This is a genomic window from Streptomyces sp. SID8352 (genome assembly GCF_009862265.1).
In the GTDB taxonomy this organism is placed as follows: Bacteria; Actinomycetota; Actinomycetes; order Streptomycetales; family Streptomycetaceae; genus Streptomyces.
This window is the reverse complement of sequence record NZ_WWGX01000033.1, coordinates 15,528-35,622: the sequence shown is the minus strand read 5'-3', so window position 1 is coordinate 35,622 and position 20,095 is coordinate 15,528. Positions and strand designations below refer to the sequence as shown.

The 20,095-nt window shown below is 73.8% G+C and carries 17 protein-coding genes and 1 riboswitch; of the genes, 11 read left to right on the top strand and 6 right to left on the bottom strand.

Going from position 1 to position 20,095, the window contains the following annotated elements:
* Positions 1-809: 809 nt before the first annotated feature.
* The 10 genes from rpsB to GTY84_RS11410 all read left to right on the top strand — a co-directional run bounded on the left by rpsB (position 810) and on the right by GTY84_RS11410 (position 11,886).
* Complete coding sequence (rpsB, locus tag GTY84_RS11455) at positions 810-1,754, top strand: 30S ribosomal protein S2 (protein ID WP_161226067.1); 945 nt, start codon at positions 810-812, stop codon at positions 1,752-1,754.
* An 83-nt stretch (positions 1,755-1,837) separates the two neighbouring features.
* On the top strand, positions 1,838-2,683 hold the full coding sequence (tsf, locus tag GTY84_RS11450; protein WP_161226066.1) for a translation elongation factor Ts: 846 nt from the start codon (positions 1,838-1,840) through the stop codon (positions 2,681-2,683).
* A 203-nt stretch (positions 2,684-2,886) separates the two neighbouring features.
* The gene (pyrH, locus tag GTY84_RS11445; protein ID WP_161226065.1) at positions 2,887-3,645 is read left to right on the top strand and encodes a UMP kinase; all 759 of its coding nucleotides are present in this window, start codon (positions 2,887-2,889) and stop codon (positions 3,643-3,645) included.
* Between the two features lie 181 nt (positions 3,646-3,826).
* Positions 3,827-4,384: a ribosome recycling factor gene (gene frr / locus GTY84_RS11440; RefSeq protein ID WP_161226064.1), complete on the top strand. Its 558-nt coding sequence runs from the start codon at positions 3,827-3,829 to the stop codon at positions 4,382-4,384.
* Entirely contained in the window at positions 4,384-5,523 is a 1,140-nt protein-coding gene (locus GTY84_RS11435) for a phosphatidate cytidylyltransferase (RefSeq protein WP_161226063.1), read from the top strand. The genes frr and GTY84_RS11435 overlap by 1 nt, the downstream gene beginning before the upstream one ends.
* Positions 5,524-5,750: 227 nt before the next feature.
* Positions 5,751-6,857 (top strand): 23S rRNA (adenine(2503)-C(2))-methyltransferase RlmN, encoded by a 1,107-nt coding sequence (gene rlmN, locus GTY84_RS11430; RefSeq protein WP_161226062.1) that lies wholly within the window; start codon positions 5,751-5,753, stop codon positions 6,855-6,857.
* A gap of 42 nt (positions 6,858-6,899) precedes the next feature.
* Positions 6,900-7,005, top strand: a riboswitch (TPP riboswitch).
* 79 nt (positions 7,006-7,084) lie between these two features.
* On the top strand, positions 7,085-8,197 hold the full coding sequence (locus GTY84_RS11425) for a thiamine ABC transporter substrate-binding protein (RefSeq protein WP_161226061.1): 1,113 nt from the start codon (positions 7,085-7,087) through the stop codon (positions 8,195-8,197).
* 212 nt (positions 8,198-8,409) lie between these two features.
* On the top strand, positions 8,410-10,011 hold the full coding sequence (locus GTY84_RS11420) for an iron ABC transporter permease (protein ID WP_161226060.1): 1,602 nt from the start codon (positions 8,410-8,412) through the stop codon (positions 10,009-10,011).
* A 2-nt stretch (positions 10,012-10,013) separates the two neighbouring features.
* Positions 10,014-11,033 (top strand): ABC transporter ATP-binding protein, encoded by a 1,020-nt coding sequence (locus GTY84_RS11415; RefSeq protein ID WP_161226059.1) that lies wholly within the window; start codon positions 10,014-10,016, stop codon positions 11,031-11,033.
* Between the two features lie 46 nt (positions 11,034-11,079).
* A complete protein-coding gene (locus GTY84_RS11410) occupies positions 11,080-11,886 on the top strand; it encodes a maleylpyruvate isomerase N-terminal domain-containing protein (protein ID WP_161226058.1) in 807 nt (268 codons plus the stop codon).
* Between the two features lie 365 nt (positions 11,887-12,251).
* On the opposite strand, the gene GTY84_RS11405 is transcribed toward GTY84_RS11410, so the two are convergent.
* The 6 genes from GTY84_RS11405 to GTY84_RS11380 all read right to left on the bottom strand — a co-directional run bounded on the left by GTY84_RS11405 (position 12,252) and on the right by GTY84_RS11380 (position 18,340).
* Positions 12,252-13,046: an LAETG motif-containing sortase-dependent surface protein gene (locus tag GTY84_RS11405; RefSeq protein ID WP_161226057.1), complete on the bottom strand. Its 795-nt coding sequence runs from the start codon at positions 13,044-13,046 to the stop codon at positions 12,252-12,254.
* Between the two features lie 281 nt (positions 13,047-13,327).
* Complete coding sequence (locus GTY84_RS11400) at positions 13,328-13,735, bottom strand: VOC family protein (protein WP_161226056.1); 408 nt, start codon at positions 13,733-13,735, stop codon at positions 13,328-13,330.
* Between the two features lie 269 nt (positions 13,736-14,004).
* The gene (locus GTY84_RS11395; protein ID WP_161226055.1) at positions 14,005-15,489 is read right to left on the bottom strand and encodes a hypothetical protein; all 1,485 of its coding nucleotides are present in this window, start codon (positions 15,487-15,489) and stop codon (positions 14,005-14,007) included.
* Positions 15,471-16,235 (bottom strand): ATP-binding cassette domain-containing protein, encoded by a 765-nt coding sequence (locus tag GTY84_RS11390; protein ID WP_161226054.1) that lies wholly within the window; start codon positions 16,233-16,235, stop codon positions 15,471-15,473. The genes GTY84_RS11395 and GTY84_RS11390 overlap by 19 nt, the downstream gene beginning before the upstream one ends.
* Before the next feature lie 213 nt (positions 16,236-16,448).
* Complete coding sequence (locus tag GTY84_RS11385) at positions 16,449-17,822, bottom strand: aspartate aminotransferase family protein (protein ID WP_161226053.1); 1,374 nt, start codon at positions 17,820-17,822, stop codon at positions 16,449-16,451.
* 2 nt (positions 17,823-17,824) lie between these two features.
* The gene (locus GTY84_RS11380; RefSeq protein WP_161226070.1) at positions 17,825-18,340 is read right to left on the bottom strand and encodes an Lrp/AsnC family transcriptional regulator; all 516 of its coding nucleotides are present in this window, start codon (positions 18,338-18,340) and stop codon (positions 17,825-17,827) included.
* 181 nt (positions 18,341-18,521) lie between these two features.
* Here GTY84_RS11380 and GTY84_RS11375 point away from each other — a divergent pair, with 181 nt between their 5' ends.
* Positions 18,522-19,961 carry a gamma-aminobutyraldehyde dehydrogenase gene (locus GTY84_RS11375; protein ID WP_161226052.1) on the top strand — a complete coding sequence of 480 codons (1,440 nt, stop codon included), beginning with the start codon at positions 18,522-18,524 and terminating at the stop codon, positions 19,959-19,961.
* Positions 19,962-20,095: the final 134 nt, after the last annotated feature.

Sequence of the window (20,095 nt, the reverse complement as noted above, 5' to 3'; positions counted from 1 at the left end):
CTCCCTGCGCCGACCTCCCGGGCAGCGCGGGGAGCCGACCCGCTCCGGCCGCTTCGGCCGCACCGGCCGCACCCGCTGGTCCGGCCGCACCCGCCGCACCCGCCGGTCCGGCCGCACCCCCCGCTCCGGCGAATCCCGCGGCTCCGGCGGTCCCGGCCGCCGCGGTGCCCGCGGGCACTCCGGAGTTCCCAGCCGCCCCGAGCCGCGCAGGCGCCCCCGACCCGGCAGCCGCCCCGGCCCGCGCGGGCACCCCGGCCGTCGTGCTCAGGGCGGTCGCGCCCGCCGCGGTGATCAGCGCCACGGCCGCTCCCGCGACCGCGCCCGTCCTGCCCACGGCCCGTAGCGCCCGCGTCCCCGCCCGTGCTCCGGTGCGTGCCCGCGCCGGGGGCCGAAGGGTGATGCGTGCCCGTGTCCGGAGCCGCCCCCGTGGCCGTACCCGCGCCCGTAGCCACGTGCCTGCCCGCGCCCCTCCCCGTGCCCGTGTCCCCGCTCGTGCCCGTCCCCGTGCCGCCGTGCCCGTCCGTCGCTCCGTTCGCATGGGGAAACCGTGCCGGATTCCGGCCGGGACCGCCGGGGCCTGTGGACCAACGCGCGGTTGTGGACAACCGCGTCACCCGGTGCTCCGGGTGTCCCGTACACTTCTGGTGGCGACCCGGGTCACCGGGTCGACTTCGCACGCCCCGACACCAGGCCCTCACCGGCCGGTGTCAGCGCCCCTCGGTCCTTCGCGGCACGGCGCAACGCGGGCGTCAGGCGCGGAGACCGTCCGGTTCCCGCGGCACAACCGAGAACACCAAGGAGATACGGCCATGGCCGTCGTCACGATGCGGGAGCTGCTGGAGAGCGGCGTCCACTTCGGTCACCAGACCCGTCGCTGGAACCCGAAGATGAAGCGCTTCATCTTCACCGAGCGCAACGGCATCTACATCATCGACCTGCTCCAGTCGCTGTCGTACATCGACCGCGCCTACGAGTTCGTCAAGGAGACCGTCGCCCACGGCGGCACGGTCATGTTCGTCGGTACGAAGAAGCAGGCGCAGGAGGCCATCGCGGAGCAGGCCACCCGCGTCGGCATGCCCTTCGTCAACCAGCGCTGGCTGGGCGGCATGCTCACCAACTTCTCGACCGTCTACAAGCGTCTGCAGCGCCTCAAGGAGCTGGAGCAGATCGACTTCGAGGACGTGGCCGCCTCCGGCCTCACCAAGAAGGAGCTGCTCGTCCTCTCCCGCGAGAAGGCCAAGCTGGAGAAGACCCTCGGCGGTATCCGCGAGATGTCCAAGGTGCCCAGCGCCGTGTGGATCGTGGACACCAAGAAGGAGCACATCGCGGTCGGCGAGGCCCGGAAGCTCAACATCCCGGTCGTCGCCATCCTCGACACCAACTGCGACCCCGACGAGGTCGACTACAAGATCCCGGGCAACGACGACGCCATCCGCTCCGTCACCCTGCTCACCCGCGTGATCGCCGACGCCGTCGCCGAGGGCCTCATCGCCCGTTCCGGCGTCAACACCGGTGACAAGGGCGAGAAGGCCGCCGGCGAGCCGCTGGCCGAGTGGGAGCGCGACCTGCTCGAGGGCGAGAAGAAGGCCGACGCCGACAAGCCCGCCGAGGCGGAGGCGCCGGCCACCGAGGCGCCCGCTGCCGAGGCCCCCGCCGAGGACGCCCCGGCCGCGGAGGCCCCGGCTGCCGAGGCCCCGGCTGCCGAGGCCCCGGCCGCCGAGGCCGCGCCGGCCACCGAGGCCGACCAGGCCTGACCCTCCCGTCAGCGTCGACGGCGGGAGCGGTGACACCACTACCGCTCCCGCCGTTGCGACTTCCGAGAAAGATTCACAGACTCATGGCGAACTACACCGCCGCCGACGTCAAGAAGCTTCGTGAGCTCACCGGCGCCGGCATGATGGACTGCAAGAAGGCGCTGGACGAGGCCGAGGGCAACGTCGACAAGGCCGTCGAGGCGCTCCGCATCAAGGGCCAGAAGGGCGTCGCCAAGCGCGAGGGCCGTTCGGCCGAGAACGGTGCCGTCGTCTCGATCATCGCCGACGACAACACCTCGGGCGTGCTGGTCGAGCTGAAGTGCGAGACGGACTTCGTCGCCAAGGGCGACAAGTTCCAGGGCGTGGCCGAGGCCATCGCCCAGCACGTCGCCAAGGCCGCCCCGGCCGACATCGAGGCGCTCCTCGCCTCGGAGATCGAGCCCGGCAAGACCGTGCAGGCCTACGTGGACGAGGCCAACGCGAACCTGGGCGAGAAGATCGTCCTGGACCGCTTCGCCCAGTTCTCCGGCGGCTACGTCAGCGCCTACATGCACCGCACGATGCCCGACCTGCCCCCGCAGATCGGTGTCCTCGTCGAGCTGGACAAGCAGACGGACGACGCCGCCGCGGTCGCCAAGGGCATCGCCCAGCACATCGCCGCGTTCGCGCCGAAGTACCTGGCCAAGGAGGACATCCCGGCCGAGGTCATCGAGTCCGAGCGCCGCATCGCGGAGGAGACGACCCGCGCCGAGGGCAAGCCCGAGGCCGCCCTGCCGAAGATCGTCGAGGGTCGCCTCAACGGCTTCTTCAAGGACGCCACGCTGCTCGGCCAGCCGTACGCGCTGGACAACAAGAAGACCGTCCAGAAGGTCCTGGACGAGGCCGGTGTCACCCTGAAGCGCTTCGCGCGCATCAAGGTCGGCATCTGAGTCCGTACCGCGACGGACGCGCGGCCCGGTAGGGTCGACGGAAGCCGTCCGCCGTCGGTGCACGCCGCCCCGCGTCCGCGCGCGGCGGAGGACGACAGCAGAACTGACGAGGAGGCCATTGCCGCGTACGGGAAGCGATACCCGTCCCCACCGGCAGTGGCCTTCTTCGTGTGTGCGACCCACGTAAAAGAGGCGAGATCTCCATGACGACGAAGGCCGAGAAGAGCGGCGACGGCAAAGCGGGCGGCAGGTTTCTGCTGAAACTGTCCGGGGAGGCCTTCTCCGGGGGCGGGGGTCTGGGCGTCGACCCCGACGTGGTGCACGCCATCGCCCGGGAGATCGCCGCCGTGGTGCGCGGTGGCGCGCAGATCGCGATCGTGATCGGCGGCGGCAACTTCTTCCGCGGTGCCGAGCTGCAGCAGCGGGGCATGGACCGGGCCCGCTCCGACTACATGGGCATGCTGGGCACCGTCATGAACTGCCTGGCCCTCCAGGACTTCCTGGAGAAGGAGGGCGTCGACTGCCGGGTGCAGACCGCCATCACCATGGGCCAGGTCGCTGAGCCGTACATTCCGCTGCGGGCCGTGCGGCACCTGGAGAAGGGGCGCGTGGTCATCTTCGGCGCCGGCATGGGCATGCCGTACTTCTCCACCGACACCACCGCCGCCCAGCGCGCCCTGGAGATCGACGCCGAGGCCCTGCTGATGGGCAAGAACGGGGTGGACGGGGTCTACGACTCCGACCCCAAGACCAACCCGGACGCCGTGAAGTTCGACGCCCTCGGCTACGGCGAGGTCATCACGCGGGACCTCAAGGTCGCCGACGCCACGGCCGTCACGCTCTGCCGCGACAACAGCCTCCCCATCGTCGTCTTCGAGCTGCTGAAGGCCGGCAATATCGCCCGTGCCGTCAAGGGTGAGAAGATCGGCACGCTGGTGGGTGACCAGAGCGGCCGGGACTGACCCGGCAGCCAGCCTCCGGCCACGGACACCACCTGTCCGGGGGACGGACGGGGCGGGGCCGGGCCGGGGGATGGACAATGTCCCGCCGGTCGGGAACCGTGCAGGAAGAAGACGCGACGCAGCCGGCCGGGGTCCCGAGGGGGCCGCGGCCGGGCCTACTCAAGACACGCAGGAGCAAGTGGTGATCGAAGAGAGCCTCCTCGAAGCCGAGGAGAAGATGGAGAAGGCCGTCGTGGTCGCCAAGGAGGACTTCGCCGCGATCCGCACCGGGCGTGCGCACCCGGCGATGTTCAACAAGATCGTGGCCGAGTACTACGGTGCCCCGACGCCGATCAACCAGCTGGCCTCGTTCTCCGTGCCCGAGCCCCGCATGGCCGTGGTGACCCCCTTCGACAAGAGCGCCCTGCGCAACATCGAACAGGCGATCCGCGACTCCGACCTGGGCGTCAACCCGAGCAACGACGGCAACATCATCCGCGTGGTGTTCCCCGAGCTGACCGAGGAGCGCCGCCGCGACTACATCAAGGTCGCCAAGGGCAAGGGCGAGGACGCCAAGGTCTCGATCCGCGCCGTGCGCCGCAAGGCCAAGGACGCCATCGACAAGATGGTCAAGGACGGCGAGGTCGGCGAGGACGAGGGCCGCCGTGCGGAGAAGGAGCTCGACGACACCACCGCCAAGTACGTCGCCCAGGTGGACGAGCTCCTGAAGCACAAGGAAGCCGAACTGCTCGAGGTCTGATGAACGACTCTTCCCGGGCAGCGCCGCCCCGAGCCGGGTACCGGGGGCCGTCCGACCAGGGACCCGTCCAGGGGGCTGCCCCGGCGGGTCCCGCGTACGATGCGCACTACGCGCAGCAGACCCGCCCCATGCCGATCGTGCCCGGCGCACCCGAACCCGGCGGGGGCCGGCCCGACGGCGGGGGGACCGCCCGGCCGGGCGGCGCCCCGGCCGGTGACGGGACGTTTCCCGAGCAGACCCCCCAGGTGCCGCACCCCGCGGCGCCGCAGACGCAGAATCCGGTGCACATGTCCGACGCCCCGCAGCCGGCGCAGCCGCAGAAGAAGAGCGCGGGGCGTGACCTGGGCGCGGCCATAGGGGTCGGGGTCGGGCTGGGCGTCGTGATCATCGCGGCGCTGTTCGTCGTCAAGGCCGTGTTCGTGGGCGTGATCACGGCCGCGGTCGTGGTGGGGCTCTGGGAGCTGACCTCGCGGCTGGAGGAGCGCAAGGGCATCAGGGCGCCCCTCGTTCCACTGGCGGTCGGCGGTGCCGCCATGGTGATCGCCGGTTTCGTGCGGGGTGCCGAGGGCGCCTGGATCGCGATGGCGCTCACCGCGCTGGCGGTGCTGGTGTGGCGGATGACGGCGCCGCCGGAGGGCTATCTCAAGGACGTCACGGCGGGGGTGTTCGCCGCCTTCTACGTGCCGTTCCTGGCCACGTTCGTGGCGCTGATGCTGGCGGCCGACGACGGCTCGTGGCGGGTGCTGACCTTCCTGCTGCTGACGGTGGTGAGCGACACCGGCGCCTACGCGGTCGGCTGGCGGTTCGGCCGCAAGAAGCTGGCGCCGCGCATCAGCCCCGGAAAGACCCGCGAGGGACTGTTCGGCGCGGTGGGGTTCGCGATGGCCGCCGGGGCGCTGTGCATGCAGTTCCTCGTCGACGGCGGCTCCTGGTGGCAGGGGCTGCTGCTCGGTCTGGCCGTCGCGGTCAGCGCCACGCTGGGCGACCTCGGCGAGTCCATGATCAAGCGGGACCTGGGCATCAAGGACATGGGCACCCTGCTGCCGGGCCACGGCGGCATCATGGACCGCCTGGACTCCCTGCTGCCCACGGCGCCGGTCGTCTGGCTCCTGCTGGTCCTCTTCGTCGGCACGGGCTGATCCGCGGTTCTCCGGCAGGGGCCCGTCGTCCACCGGACGGCGGGCCCCGCTCCGTTCGCCCGGCCCCGCCGGCCGGCCGAGCCCGCCCCCGCCGGTACCGGCGCCGACGGGAGCGGACACCGGCCGTCGGCCCCGGGCGCCCCGACCGGTGGGCGGTGTCCGCCGGGACGGCGGCCCGGGCCGACAGCCGCAGGTCACCCGAGTGGATCTGCGACACTGGTACCACCATGCCCAAGCCCGGAGAACTCACTTTCGTCGCCCCCCGCGGAGCCAAGAAGCCGCCGCGGCACCTCGCCGACCTCACGCCGGCCGAGCGTAAGGAGGCGGTCGCCGCCGTCGGGGAGAAGCCGTTTCGCGCGAAGCAGCTCTCGCAGCACTACTTCGCGCGGTACGCCCACGACCCGGAGCAGTGGACGGACATCCCGGCCGCCTCCCGTGCCCGGCTCCAGGAGGCGCTGCTGCCCGAGCTGATGTCGGTCGTCCGGCATCTGTCGACCGACGAGGGCACCACGCGCAAGACGCTGTGGCGGCTGTTCGACGGGACGCTCGTCGAGTCCGTGCTGATGCGCTACCCGGACCGGGTGACGATGTGCATCAGCTCGCAGGCCGGCTGCGGCATGAACTGCCCGTTCTGCGCCACCGGCCAGGCGGGCCTGGACCGCAATCTGTCGACGGCCGAGATCACCCACCAGATCGTGGACGGCATGCGGGCGCTGCGGGACGGAGAGGTCCCCGGCGGTCCCTCGCGGCTCAGCAACATCGTGTTCATGGGCATGGGCGAGCCGCTGGCCAACTACAACCGGGTCGTCGGTGCCATCCGCCGGCTCACCGACCCCGAGCCGGACGGGCTGGGCCTGTCCCAGCGCGGCATCACGGTCTCCACCGTGGGCCTGGTCCCGGCCATCCACCGGTTCGCCGACGAGGGGCTGAAGTGCCGGCTGGCCATCTCGCTGCACGCCCCCGACGACGAGCTGCGCGACACCCTGGTCCCCGTCAACACGCGGTGGAAGGTGCGCGAGGTGCTGGACGCCGGGTTCGCGTACACGGAGAAGTCCGGGCGGCGGCTGTCCATCGAGTACGCGCTCATCCGGGACATCAACGACCAGGCGTGGCGCGGCGACCGGCTCGGGCGGCTGCTCAAGGGTAAGCAGGTGCACGTCAACCTCATCCCGCTGAACCCCACGCCGGGCTCGAAGTGGACCGCGTCGCGGCCCGAGGACGAGAAGGCGTTCGTCGAGGCCGTCGCGGCGCACGGGGTGCCGGTCACCGTCCGGGACACCCGTGGCCAGGAGATCGACGGGGCGTGTGGTCAGCTCGCGGCGAGCGAGAGGTAGTCTGACCGGCGTCCGTACAACTTCATATCGTCGTACATCTGCATATTCCGACAGGGGAGCGCCACAGCGCTGAGAGTGCGGCATCGGCCGCAGACCCTCCGAACCTCGCCCGGGTCATTCCGGGTAGGGAGATCGGTCACCACTCCAGCCGTTGCGCCCTGCCCGGAGCCCGTCAGAGGCCCCGGGCGGGGCCGCGTCTCTTCCTGGTCCACTCCAGGAGGAATGCCTTGAGCATCACCACGAAGCGCGTCACCAGCAGGCGCGTCGCCGCGGCCGTCGCCGCCCTCGGCCTGGCCGGCGGGCTCACCGCCTGCGGGTCGTCCGACGACTCCGGCAGCGGCTCCGGCGGGGGCGGCGGTTCCCGGACCGTCACCCTCGTCAGCCACGACTCCTGGGCGGCCTCCAAGGAGGTCATCGCCGCCTTCGAGAAGAAGTCCGGCTACCGGGTGAAGGTCCTGGAGGACGGCGACGCCGGCCAGACCGTCAACAAGGCGGTCCTCACCCGGGACAACCCCCAGGGCGACGTCCTCTTCGGCGTCGACAACACCCTGCTCTCCCGCGCCCTCGACGGCGGCGTCTTCCAGCCCTACGAACCCGAGGGCGCCGACGCGATACGCCCCGAGTACCGGGCCGACCAGGACAAGCACCGGGTCACCCCCATCGACACCGGCGACGTCTGCGTCAACTACGACAAGGCGTACTTCACCCGGCACGAGCTGGCACCGCCGCGCTCCTTCGACGACCTCATCAAGCCCGAGTACAAGGACCTCCTCGTGACCGAGGACGCCGCCGGCTCCTCGCCGGGCCTCGGCTTCCTCCTCGGCACCGCCGCCCGGTACGGCGCCGACGGCTGGCAGGACTACTGGAAGAAGCTCGTCGACAACGGCGTCAGGGTCGTCGACAGCTGGGACCACGCCTACAACGAGGAGTTCTCCGGCTCCGCCGGCGGCAGGAAGGCCAAGGGCGACCGCCCGCTCGTCGTCTCCTACGCCTCCTCGCCGCCCGCCGAGGTGATTTACGCCGACCCCCGGCCGGACACCGCGCCGACCGGCGTCGCCACCGGCACCTGCTTCCGCCAGGTCGAGTACGCGGGCCTGCTGAGCAACGCGAAGAACCCCGAGGGCGGCAAGGCCCTCCTCGACTTCCTGATCAGCAAGGAGTTCCAGGAGGACATGCCGCTCAACATGTTCGTCTACCCGGTGCGCGAGGGCGCCCAGGTCCCGCCGGAGTTCAGCCAGTACGGCCCGCAGGCCGAGAAGCCGCAGACCATGGACCCGGCCGCCATCGCCGACCACCGCGACGAGTGGGTCAAGACGTGGAAGACGCTCGTCCGGACGTGACCGGCACCCCCCGCGCCACCGGGACCCCCCGCCCCGCCGGCACCCCTCGCCCCGGCGGGACCGCCGGCCCCGCCGGAGCGTCCCGGACCGCCGCCGCCGGACCGCCGCCCGCCGCCCCCGGGCGGCCCGGCGGCCCGGGGCCCGGTGCTCCGCGGCCCGCCGCCCGGTGGCGGGGCGCCCGGTGGCGCGGGAACGCGACCCGGCTCGCCCTGATGGCCGTGCCCGTCGCGTTCTTCGCCGTCTTCTTCGCCCGCCCGGTCGCCGCCATCGTCGCCCGCGGCCTGCACGCCGACGGCGTCTGGCGGTTCGGCCGGATCACCGAGGTGCTGGCCCAGCCCGACATCCGCCAGGTGCTCTGGTTCACCACCTGGCAGGCGCTCGCCTCCACCGCGCTCACCCTGCTCGTCGCCCTGCCCGGCGCCTACGTCTTCGCCCGCCTGGACTTCCCCGGCAAGAACCTGCTGCGTGCCGTCGTCACCGTCCCCTTCGTCCTGCCGACCGTCGTCGTCGGCACCGCCTTCCTCGCCCTCGTCGGCCGCGGCGGGCTCCTCGACGACCTCTGGGGCGTCCGGCTGGACACCACCGTCTGGGCGATCCTGCTCGCCCACGTCTTCTTCAACTACGCCGTCGTCGTCCGCACCGTCGGCGGACTCTGGGCACAGCTCGACCCGCGCCAGGAGGAGGCGGCCCGGATGCTCGGCGCCTCCCGGGCCGGCGCCTGGCGCCGCGTCACCCTGCCCGCGCTCGGCCCCGCCGTGGCCGCCGCCGCGCTGATGGTCTTCCTGTTCACCTTCACCTCCTTCGGCGTCGTCCAGATCCTCGGCGGCCCCGCCTTCTCCACCCTGGAGGTGGAGATCTACCGGCAGACCTCCCAGGTCTTCGACCTGACCACGGCCGCCGTGCTGACCCTGGTCCAGTTCGCCGCCGTCGGCGCCGTCCTCGCCGTGCACGCCTGGACCGTGCGGCGCCGGGAGTCCACGCTGCGGCTGGTGGACGCCGCCACCACCGCCCGGCGCCCGCGCGGCGCGGGCCAGTGGACGCTGCTCGCCGGGGTGCTCGCCACCGCCGCCGTGCTGATCGCCCTCCCGCTCGGCGTCCTCGTCCGGCGCTCGCTGGACGCGCCCGGCCTCGGCTACTACCGGGCGCTCACCCGCGAGGACGGCGGCACCTTCCTCGTCCCGCCCATCGAGGCGGTCGGCAACTCCCTGCGCTACGCCCTCGCCGCCACCGCCATCGCCGTGGTGATCGGCGGCCTGGCCGCCGCCGCGCTCGCCCGGCGGGACGCGGGCCGCCTGGTGCGGGGCTTCGACGCGCTGCTGATGCTGCCGCTCGGCGTCTCGGCGGTGACGGTCGGCTTCGGGTTCCTGATCGCCCTGGACGAACCGCCGCTGGACCTGCGCTCCTCCTGGATCCTGGTGCCGCTCGCCCAGGCACTGGTCGGCGTCCCCTTCGTGGTGCGGACCATGCTGCCGGTGCTGCGGGCCGTGGACGGACGGCTGCGCGAGGCCGCCGCCGTGCTCGGGGCGTCCCCGTGGCGGGTCTGGCGGGAGGTCGACCTGCCGATGGTGCGGCGGGCGCTGCTGGTCGCGGCAGGGTTCGCGTTCGCCGTGTCGCTCGGCGAGTTCGGGGCGACGGTGTTCATCGCGCGCCCCGACAACCCGACGCTGCCGGTCGCCGTGGCCCGGCTGATCGGACGGCCCGGGGAGCTGAACTACGGGCAGGCGATGGCCCTGTCCACGATTCTGATGGTGGTGTGCGCCGTGGCGCTGATCGTGCTGGAACGGCTGCGCACCGACCGGAGCGGGGAGTTCTAGGAATGCTGCTGAGCCTGGAAGGGGCGACCGTGCGCTTCGGGGGGCGCGCCGTGCTCGACGCCGTCGGCCTGGACGTGGCCGAGCACGAGGTGGTGTGCGTCCTCGGCCCCAGCGGCAGCGGCAAGTCCACCCTGCTGCGCGCGGTCGCCGGACTCCAGCCCCTGGACGAGGGCCGGGTGCTGCTCGACGGGCGGGACCAGGCGGCCGTCCCCGCCCACCGGCGCGGCGTCGGCCTGATGTTCCAGGACCACCAGCTCTTCCCGCAGCGGGACGTGGCCGGGAACGTCGCCTTCGGACCGCGGATGCGCGGCGCCTCCCGTGCCGCCCGGCGCGAGCGCGTGGCGGAACTGCTGGACCTCGTCGGCCTGCCCGGCGCCGCCGGCCGCTCCGTCGCCGCGCTCTCCGGCGGCGAGCAGCAGCGGGTGGCGCTGGCCCGCGCCCTCGCGCCCCGGCCCCGGCTGCTGATGCTGGACGAACCGCTCGGCCAGCTCGACCGCTCCCTGCGGGAACGGCTGGTGGGGGAGTTGCGGGAGCTGTTCGGCCGGCTCGGCACCACCGTGCTGGCGGTCACCCACGACCAGGGCGAGGCGTTCGCGCTGGCCGACCGGGTCGTGGTGATGCGGGAGGGGCGGATCGCCCAGACCGGAACGCCGCTGGAGGTGTGGCGGCGCCCGGCCGACGCCTTCGTGGCACGCTTCCTCGGCTTCGACAACGTGGTCGCGGCGGAGGTCGGCGGAACCGCCGCCGCCACCCCCTGGGGCACGGTGCCCGTCCCCGCGGACGCCCCCCGGGGCAGCCGCACGCTGCTGGTGCGCCCGGCGGGCGTCCGCGTCGTCGCCCCCGGCGAAGGGCTGCGCTGCACCGTCGTCTCCCGCGCCTTCCGCGGCACCCATGTCACCGTGCGGCTCCAGCCCCGGGACGCGCCCCGGCTGGAGGCCGCCTGCGCGCTGCGCTCGGCGCCTGGCGTCGGGGACGAGGTCGGGGTGGAGTTCGACGCGGAGGAGGTCGTCGTCCTCGGGTGAGGAATCACGGTGTCGCGGGGCGCCGTCCGCTCATAGGGTGACGATCATGACGACGCCACTGGAGTTCGACCGATACTGCGACGAGATCCCGCGCGGGCTCGGGGAGTTGAGGTCCGCGGTGACCTCCGGCACCGCCCTGTCCACCACCGTGCCGACCTGCCCGGAGTGGACCCTGGAGGACCTGGCCCTGCACACGGGCCGCGCCCTGCGGTGGGCCGGGCACCTGGTGCGCACCCGGGCCACGGAGCACATCCCCGTGGACGCCGTGCCCGGGAGCACCGCCCCCGCGGTCCCCGGTGACGCCGGGGCGCTGGACGCGTGGCTCGCCGAGGCCGGGGCCCGGCTGGTGGAGGCGCTGCGCGAGGCCGGGCCGGACGCGGCGGTCTGGTCGTGGGCCGCCGTGCACCGGGCGGACTTCTGGGCCCGCCGGATGACCCATGAGCTGGTGGTGCACGGGGCCGACGCGGTGCTGGCCGCGGGCCGGCCGCTCCCCGGGGTCCCGGCCGACGTGGCGGCCGACGCGATCGACGAGTGGCTGGAGATCCTCCGCTTCACCCAGCGGGCCCTGCCCGACGGGCGGGAGCGGGAGCTGCGCGGCGGCCCCGGCCGCACCCTCCACCTGCACGCCACCGACGCCCCGCCGGAGCTGGACGCCGAATGGCTGGTGGAGCTGACCGAGGACGGCATCGCCTGGCGGCGCGGCCACGAGAAGGCGGCCGTCGCGCTGCGCGGGCCGCTCGACGCCGTGCTGTTCGCCTTCTACCGGCGGCTGTCCCCCGACGCCCCGGAGCTGGAGGTGCTCGGCGAGCGGGAACTGCTGGACTTCTGGCTGGAGCGCGCGTCGTTCGGCTGACGCCGGGCCGCCGGGCCGCCAGGGCTCGCCTTTCCCTGGGCCGTGCGAGTGCCGGGCCCGTGGTGCCGCCGGGACGCCGGCCGGGCTGGGGGGTCGCCGGGCGCCTGGGCCCACCGGGTCCCCGGGCCGCAGGGTGTCCGGGCCCGCAGGGCCGCTGACGTTGGGGCACCGGGTCCCGGGTCGGGGAGCCGAGCCCGCCGGGATGCCGGGCCCGGGGCTGAGGCCGCCGGGACGCCCGGCCTGCGCAGCCCCGGGGCGCGGGGAAGCCGCCCCCGCGACGGCGAGGCGGGGCGGTACGGCGACGGCCCGCCCCCGGACCATGACGGCCGGGGACGGGCCACGCTTCCTACGGTTCCCGCGGGGGGTCAGCGGCCGCCGGCTCCGCGGCGGCGCAGGCCGAGGAAGACCGCGCCCCCGCCCACGACGACCAGGGCGGCGGCGGCACCGGCGATCAGCCCGGTGCCCGAACTCGCTCCGGTCTCGGCGAGGTGGGAGCCGCCCGCCGGGGACGGCAGCCCGCTCGGCACGGGCACCGGCAGCGCGGGAGCGGTGCTCTCGCTCGGCGTGGGGACCGGGGCCGGCACCGAGGGCGACGGAACCGGTGTCCCGCTCCCACTGCCCGACGGTGACGGCGTCCCCGACGGGACGTCCGTCGGCGTCGGGGTCGGCGTGGGAGTCGGGGTGGGCGTGGGGGGCGGTGTCGGTGTCGGTGTCGGAGTGGGCGTCGGCGTCGGCGTCGGGGACTCCTCCGGCGCGCAGGGCGTGTCCGGCGTGACGAGGTTCGGTTCGATGTCCTCGTCGAGTGACGGCTCTGCCCGGACGTGGATCCGGTACTCGGCCCGGGGCTTCCAGTCGGTGGCGAAGGTGATGGTGGTGCCCTTCTCGGAGCCCGTCACCACCTGCTCGCCGACCTTCTCGTCGGCGTCCTTGCCGACCAGGTAGACGGTGACGGTGGCCCGGGCGCCGCCCGGGTCCACGTCGGTGACGGTGATGACGCCCTCGCCCTCCTCGCACACCGCGGCGGCGGTGAAGTCCGAGATCTCGCAGGCGAAGGCGTTTCCGGCGGTGCCGACCGCCAGGGCCACCGAGGCCGTGGCGATACCGAGGGCACGGGCGCCGCGGCGGGTCGCCGTGCGGCTGAGTAAGGTCAGGACGGCCACGTTGGTCCTTTTCGGAAGGCGCGTATGCGGGGGGCGAGGAGGGGGCCGGAACGCGCTCCCGCGCCACCGGCACACCCACGGGCTTCTGGTCTACAAGCGCGACCGGATCCGGGCAACGCACATGTCGGCCAAGAAAGGTGACGCAGCGTCGCCATCCGGCCACAGAGACGTTCCGCCACCCCGATCGGCCCTCCTCGTCCCGCCGGGCACGCCCTTCCCGGCGGCCACCGCGCCGGGGAGGCTCCCCGGCGCACCGGCGCCCTCCCGCCAGGGGCGCGGGCTCAGCCCTGGACGGCCGCCGGGTCCATCCAGACGACCTCCCAGGTGTGGCCGTCCAGGTCGTCGAAGGCCCGGCCGTACATGAAGCCGTGGTCCTGGGTCTCACCGGTGACCGAGCCGCCCGCGGCGACGGCCTTGCCGACCAGCTCGTCGACCTTCTCGCGGCTCTCGGCGCTCAGCGCGAGCAGCACCTCGCTGGACCGGGTCGCGTCCACGATCTCCTTCTTCGTGAACTGGGCGTACTTCTCCTCGGTGAGCAGCATCAGGAAGATGGTGTCGCTGATCACCACGGAGGCGGCGGTGTCGTCGCTGAACTGCGGGTTGATCGTGTAGCCCAGCTTCGTGAAGAACGTCTTGGCGGCCTCCAGGTCCGAGGTGGCCAGGTTCACGAAGATCATCTGCTGGTACATGGGGTGTACTCCCGTGGGGTCGCGTTGTCGTGGCGTTCGCAGGGGTGGACGGCTGGGGCGTGCGGAACTCATCGGTGGCGGCGGAGTTTTCCGGATTTCTTTTTGAGGGCCCGCCCGGGGCCGTCCGCCACGCTCCGGGACCACCCCGGGACCTCTCCGGGACCACCCAGGGCCCGCTCCGGGGCCGGAGCCCGGCCGCCGTGCCCGGCCCGGCCGCTGCCGCGGGCCCGCTCCCGTGCCCGTCCCGGCCGCGCTCCCGGGGCGGCGGGTCAGCGGGTCAGGGGCAGGGCCGCCAGTTCCGCGACGAGCAGGGTGAGCGGTCCGAAGAGGGCGAGCAGCGCCCCGGCGCGGAGCGCGGCGGTGGCGCGCAGGGTGGCCGGGGGCGCGCCGAGGCGGAGCAGGGCGTCCCGGGTGCCCGCGCGGTCCTGCCGGGCCCCCACGGCGCTGATGAGGAGGGTGGCGGTGGTGCAGGCGGCCACCACCGAGGCGCCGAGCAGGCCGAGCGGGCCGTACGCGGGGCCGCCGTCGGTGCCGGACAGGGCGACGGAGGCGTAGGCGGCCGAGGCGACGGCGCAGACCACGCCGAGGGGGCGTCCGATGCGGCCCGCCTCCTCCATGAGCACGCGCCCGGCGAGCAGCCGCGGGGCCCCGGGGCGGGCCGCCTGGAGGAGCCGCCCGCACAGATGGGTGAGGCCGGGCCCGACGAGGGCGAGGCCCAGGGCGGTGAGGGACCAGCCGAGCAGGACCCCGGCGGTGGGCGCGTCCGCGCGTCCCTGGGCACCGGCGTAGGTCTCGGCGGCGAGGCCGGCGGCCAGGGCGGTGATGCCCCAGGGGAGGGCGGTGGTGGGGGAGCGGCGCGCGGCCGGGCCCGGCGGCGGGGCCGTGCCGTCGGCTGTGGCGGCGGGCCGGGTGCCGCCGGCCGGTGCGGCCAGGATGGCGCCGGGGACGGTGTCCCCGCCGTCGGCCGGGACCGCACCGCCGGCCGCCGGGCCCGCTCCCGCGGTGGCCGCGGCCATGACCAGCTTTCCGTCGGCCGGAGGGGCCGCCGCGACGGCGGTGGGGACGGCGGCCGCGGCCGTCGCGGAGCCGGTCGCGGTGTCCCCGCCGGCGCTCCCTCCGGTGGCGTCGGGGCCAAGGGCCGCGCCGCCGGGCCGGGGGGAGCGGCGGGTGCCGTAGCGGGCGTAGGAGCCGAAGGTCTCCCGCGCCCTGCCCCAGCCGTAGGCGCCGAAGCGGCCGAAGCCCCGGTTGGTGTTGGGCCGGGTGGCGCCCTCGCGGGGGCGCAGGGCCAGGGCGACGGCGAGGGAGGCGGCCAGGGGGACGAGGGCGAGCAGGGTGGTGATCGCCGGGACGGGGAGGGCGTGGCGCTCGGCCAGGGGCAGGCCGGTGGCGGCGCCGCGCAGTTCGAGGAAGGCGAGCAGGGCCAGCAGCGAGCCGAGCGCGGCGGACAGGGCGGTGGTCGCCGCAGAGACGGCCATCAGCCGGCCGGGACCCAGCCCGATGGCGGAGAGCCCGGAGCGGGGCCGGGTGCCCGGGTCGGTGCGGGAGACGGCGACGGCGAGGTGGACGGTGGCGGCGAGCGGCACCGCGCACCAGGCCAGGCGCAGGGCGGCGGCGCCGGGCGTGCCGGGGTGGGCGAGGGCGTAGCCGAGGGCGCACAGCAGCAGGAAGCCCGTGCCGGCCGAGGCGAGCGCGACCAGCAGGCGGCGCGACTGGACGGCGAGGTGGGCGGCGCGGGTCAGACGGAGAGCGAGCACGCCGCCCGGCCCTCCGTTCCGGTGGTGCCGGATCCGGCGGGTTCCGCGGCCGGCGGCAGGTGCACGGTGTGCACCCGGCGGCCGTCCAGCAGGGCCACGCCCCGGTCGGCGAGGGCCGCGGTGCGGGCGTCGGTGGTGGCGAGGACGACGGTGATGCCGTGGGAGCGGGCGGCGGTGGTGAGGGTGCGCAGGACGTGGGCGCGGTCGGCGCGGTGCAGGGGGGCCGTGGGCTCGTCGGCGAAGAGGACGGCGGGGCCGACGGCGAGGGCGCGGGCGATGCAGACGCGCTGGCGTTCGGCCTGCTGGAGCCGGTGGGGGCGGCGGCGGGCGCGGTCGCCGACATCGAGGCGCTCCAGCCACTCCAGGGCCGCGGTCTTGGCGCGGCGCCGGGGGATGCCGCGCAGCATCAGCGGCAGGGCGGCGTTCTCCCAGGCGCTGAGTTCGGGGACGAGGGAGGGAACGGGGTCGATCCAGCCGAACCGTTCGCGGCGCAGCCGCCGGCGCCGGGCCGGGCCCATGGTGTGCAGGGGGAGGCTGTTGAACCAGACCTCGCCGTCGCGGGGGCGGACCAGTCCGGACAGGCACCGCAGGAGGGTGGTCTTGCCGCTGCCGCGCGGGCCGCTGACGGCGAGGATCTCGCCCTCGCGGACACCGAGCGAGACGCCGTTGAGGGCGGGGGAGCCGTCGTCGTGGCGGTGGTGCAGGGCGCGGGCCCACAGCACGTCGTCGTCCGGCGGGGCCTCCATGGGCGTACACCTCGGTTCTGATCCGTTGTCCCCCCGGCGGTGTCCCCCGTACGGGGGAGCGGGAGGGGGCGGCCGATGGGTCACGTGGCACGGTAGGCAGCCGCCGGGGGGAGCACCGGACAGCACGCGGCCCCGGGCCGCCGTTTCTCACTCGAACGGGCGGCTCCGGGGCCGGGGCGGTCGTCCGGGGGACGGACGGCCCGCGTGGGCGGGTCAGAGCTTCGTCCACGCCTCCGTCAGCGTCGCGCGCAGGATCTGCTCGATCTCGTCGAAGGTCTCCTGGGCGGAGATCAGCGGCGGGGCGAGCTGGATGACCGGGTCGCCGCGGTCGTCGGCACGGCAGTACAGGCCGTTCTCGAAGAGCTTCCCGGAGAGGAAGCCGTACAGGACGCGCTCGGTCTCGTCGTCGGTGAAGGACTCCTTGGTGTGCTTGTCCTTGACCAGTTCGATGCCGTAGAAGAAGCCGTTGCCGCGGACGTCGCCGACGATCGGCAGGTCGTGCAGCTTCTCCAGGGTGGCGCGGAAGGCGTCCTCGTTGTCGAGGACGTGCCGGTTGAGGCCCTCGCGCTCGAACAGGTCGAGGTTGGCGAGGCCCACCGCCGCGGAGACCGGGTGGCCGCCGAAGGTGTAGCCGTGCAGGAAGGTGTTGTCGCCCCGGTAGAACGGCTCGGCCAGGCGGTCGGAGACGACGCAGGCGCCGATCGGGGAGTAGCCCGAGGTCATGCCCTTGGCACAGGTGATCATGTCCGGGACGTAGCCGAACTTGTCGCAGCCGAAGGTGGTGCCCAGGCGGCCGAAGGCGCAGATGACCTCGTCCGAGACCAGCAGGACGTCGTACTGGTCGCAGATCTCCCGCACGCGCCGGAAGTAGCCGGGCGGGGGCGGGAAGCAGCCGCCCGCGTTCTGCACGGGCTCCAGGAAGACGGCGGCGACCGTCTCCGGGCCCTCGAAGAGGATCTGCTGCTCGATCTGGTCGGCGGCCCAGCGGCCGAAGGCCTCGGGGTCGCCGCCGTGGATCGGGGCGCGGTAGATGTTGGTGTTGGGCACCTTGTGGGCGCCCGGAACGAGCGGTTCGAAGGGGGCCTTGAGGCTCGGCAGGCCGGTGATGGACAGGGCGCCCTGCGGGGTGCCGTGGTAGGCGACCGCGCGGGAGACGACCTTGTACTTGGTCGGCTTGCCGGTGAGCTTGAAGTACTGCTTGGCGAGCTTCCAGGCGGTCTCGACCGCCTCGCCGCCGCCGGTGGTGAAGAAGACCTTGTTGAGGTCGCCGGGGGCCTCGTGGGCGAGGCGCTCGGCCAGCTCGACGGCCTTCGGGTGGGCGTAGGACCAGATGGGGAAGAAGGCCAGCTCCCGGGCCTGCTTCAGGGCGGTCTCGGCCAGCTCCGCGCGACCGTGTCCGGCCTGGACCACGAACAGGCCGGCGAGCCCGTCGAGGTACCGCTTGCCCCGGTCGTCGAAGACGTGGGTGCCCTCGCCGCGGACGATGGTCGGCACGGGGGCGTTCTCGTACGAGGACATGCGGGTGAAGTGCATCCACAGGTGGTCGTACGCGGCTCTGCCGAGGTCCTTGGGGCTGTCGCTGCTCACGGTCATCGGGATCCCCACATGTAGGTCTGCTTCTTGAGCCTGAGGTAGACGAAGCTCTCGGTGGAGCGCACTCCGGGGACGGCCCGGATGCGTCGGTTGATGACCTCCAGGAGATGGTCGTCGTCCTCGCAGACGACCTCCACCATCAGATCGAAGGAGCCCGCGGTCATCACCACGTACTCGCACTCGGACATGGCGGCCAGCGCGTCGGAGACGGCCTCGACGTCACCCTCGACCCGGACGCCGACCATGGCCTGGCGGAGGTAGCCCACGGTGAGCGGGTCCGTCACGGCGACGATCTGCATGACGCCCTGGTCGAGCAGCTTCTGGACGCGCTGGCGCACGGCCGCCTCGGAGAGGCCGACGGCCTTGCCGATCGCGGCGTACGGCCGCCGGCCGTCCTCCTGGAGCTGCTCGATGATGGCGAGGGAGACGGCGTCCGGCGGGGAGCCGCCGTTCCTGGACTCGCGGGAGTCCCTCGGGTCTGCGCTTCGACTGGCCACGGCGACACTGTGCACCACGTATCCACAGTTCCGCAAGGATGATGCGATGAAATCCGTCGTGTGGAGCACCTGACTCTGCGGATTTCGCAACGCTGGGCGGGGCGGGGGTGTTGAAAACGTCGGAGCACGGATTAGGCTGGGTGTCTCAGTCGATGGACACCCGTGTCAATGGACACCCGACCTTGGAGGGCCGGCAGTGAGCACCGAGCTGCGTCGTCTGCGCAACCACATCGACGGTGGGTTCCGGGACGCCGCCGACGGACGGACCACCCAGGTGGTGAACCCCGCCACGGGTGAGCCCTACGCGACCGCGCCCCTGTCGGGGCCCGCGGACGTGGACGCCGCGATGGCCGCCGCCGCCGCGGCCTTCCCCGGCTGGCGCGACACCACCCCCGGCGAGCGGCAGAAGGCCCTCCTGAGGATCGCCGACGCCTTCGAGGAGCGGGCCGAGGAACTCGTCGCGGCCGAGGTGGAGAACACGGGCAAGCCCGTCGGGCTCACCCGCACCGAGGAGATCCCGCCGATGGTCGACCAGATCCGCTTCTTCGCGGGCGCGGCCCGGATGCTGGAGGGGCGCAGCGCCGGCGAGTACATGGAGGGCCTGACCTCCTTCGTCCGCCGCGAGCCGATCGGGGTCTGCGCCCAGGTCGCGCCCTGGAACTACCCGATGATGATGGCCGTCTGGAAGTTCGCCCCGGCCCTCGCCGCGGGCAACACCGTCGTCCTGAAGCCCTCCGACACCACCCCCGCCTCCACCGTCCTGATCGCGGAGATCATCGGTTCGGTGCTGCCCCCGGGCGTCTTCAACGTCATCTGCGGCGACCGCGACACCGGCCGCCTGATGGTCGAGCACCCCACCCCCGCGATGGCCTCCATCACCGGCTCGGTGCGGGCGGGCATGGCGGTCGCCGAGTCCGCCTCCAGGGACCTCAAGCGGGTCCATCTGGAGCTGGGCGGCAAGGCCCCGGTCGTGGTCTTCGAGGACACCGACATCCCCAAGGCCGTCGAGGGCATCTCGGTGGCGGGCTTCTTCAACGCCGGGCAGGACTGCACCGCGGCCACCCGCGTCCTGGTCCACGAGTCCGTCCACGACGAGTTCGTCGCCGCGCTCGCCAAGGCCGCGGCCGAGACGAGGACCGGACCGCCCGACGACGAGGACGTGCTCTACGGCCCGCTGAACAACGCCGACCAGCTCGCGCGCGTCGCCGGGTTCATCGACCGGCTGCCCGCCCACGCCCGGGTCGAGGCCGGCGGCCGGCGGGTCGGCGACCGCGGCTACTTCTACGCGCCCACCGTCGTCTCGGGCCTCCTCCAGGACGACGAGATCATCCGGAACGAGGTCTTCGGCCCCGTCATCACCGTCCAGTCGTTCCGCGACGAGGACCAGGCCGTGGAGTGGGCCAACGGCGTCGACTACGCGCTCGCCTCCTCGGTGTGGACCCGGGACCACGGCCGCGCCATGCGGCTCTCCCGGCGGCTGGACTTCGGCTGCGTGTGGATCAACACCCACATCCCGCTGGTCGCCGAGATGCCGCACGGCGGCTTCAAGAAGTCCGGCTACGGCAAGGACCTGTCCGCGTACGGCTTCGACGACTACACCCGGATCAAGCACGTGATGACCTCCCTGGAGGTGTAGTCCGCGCGGCCCCGGTCCCGGCCCCGAGCCCTCCCGGCCGGGACCGTCCGCGTGCCCGGGCCCGCGGGGGCCGACAGGGTGTCCGCGAGGGCGGGCCGCGCTCGACGGAGCGTCGGTCGTCCGCCGCCGGCCGG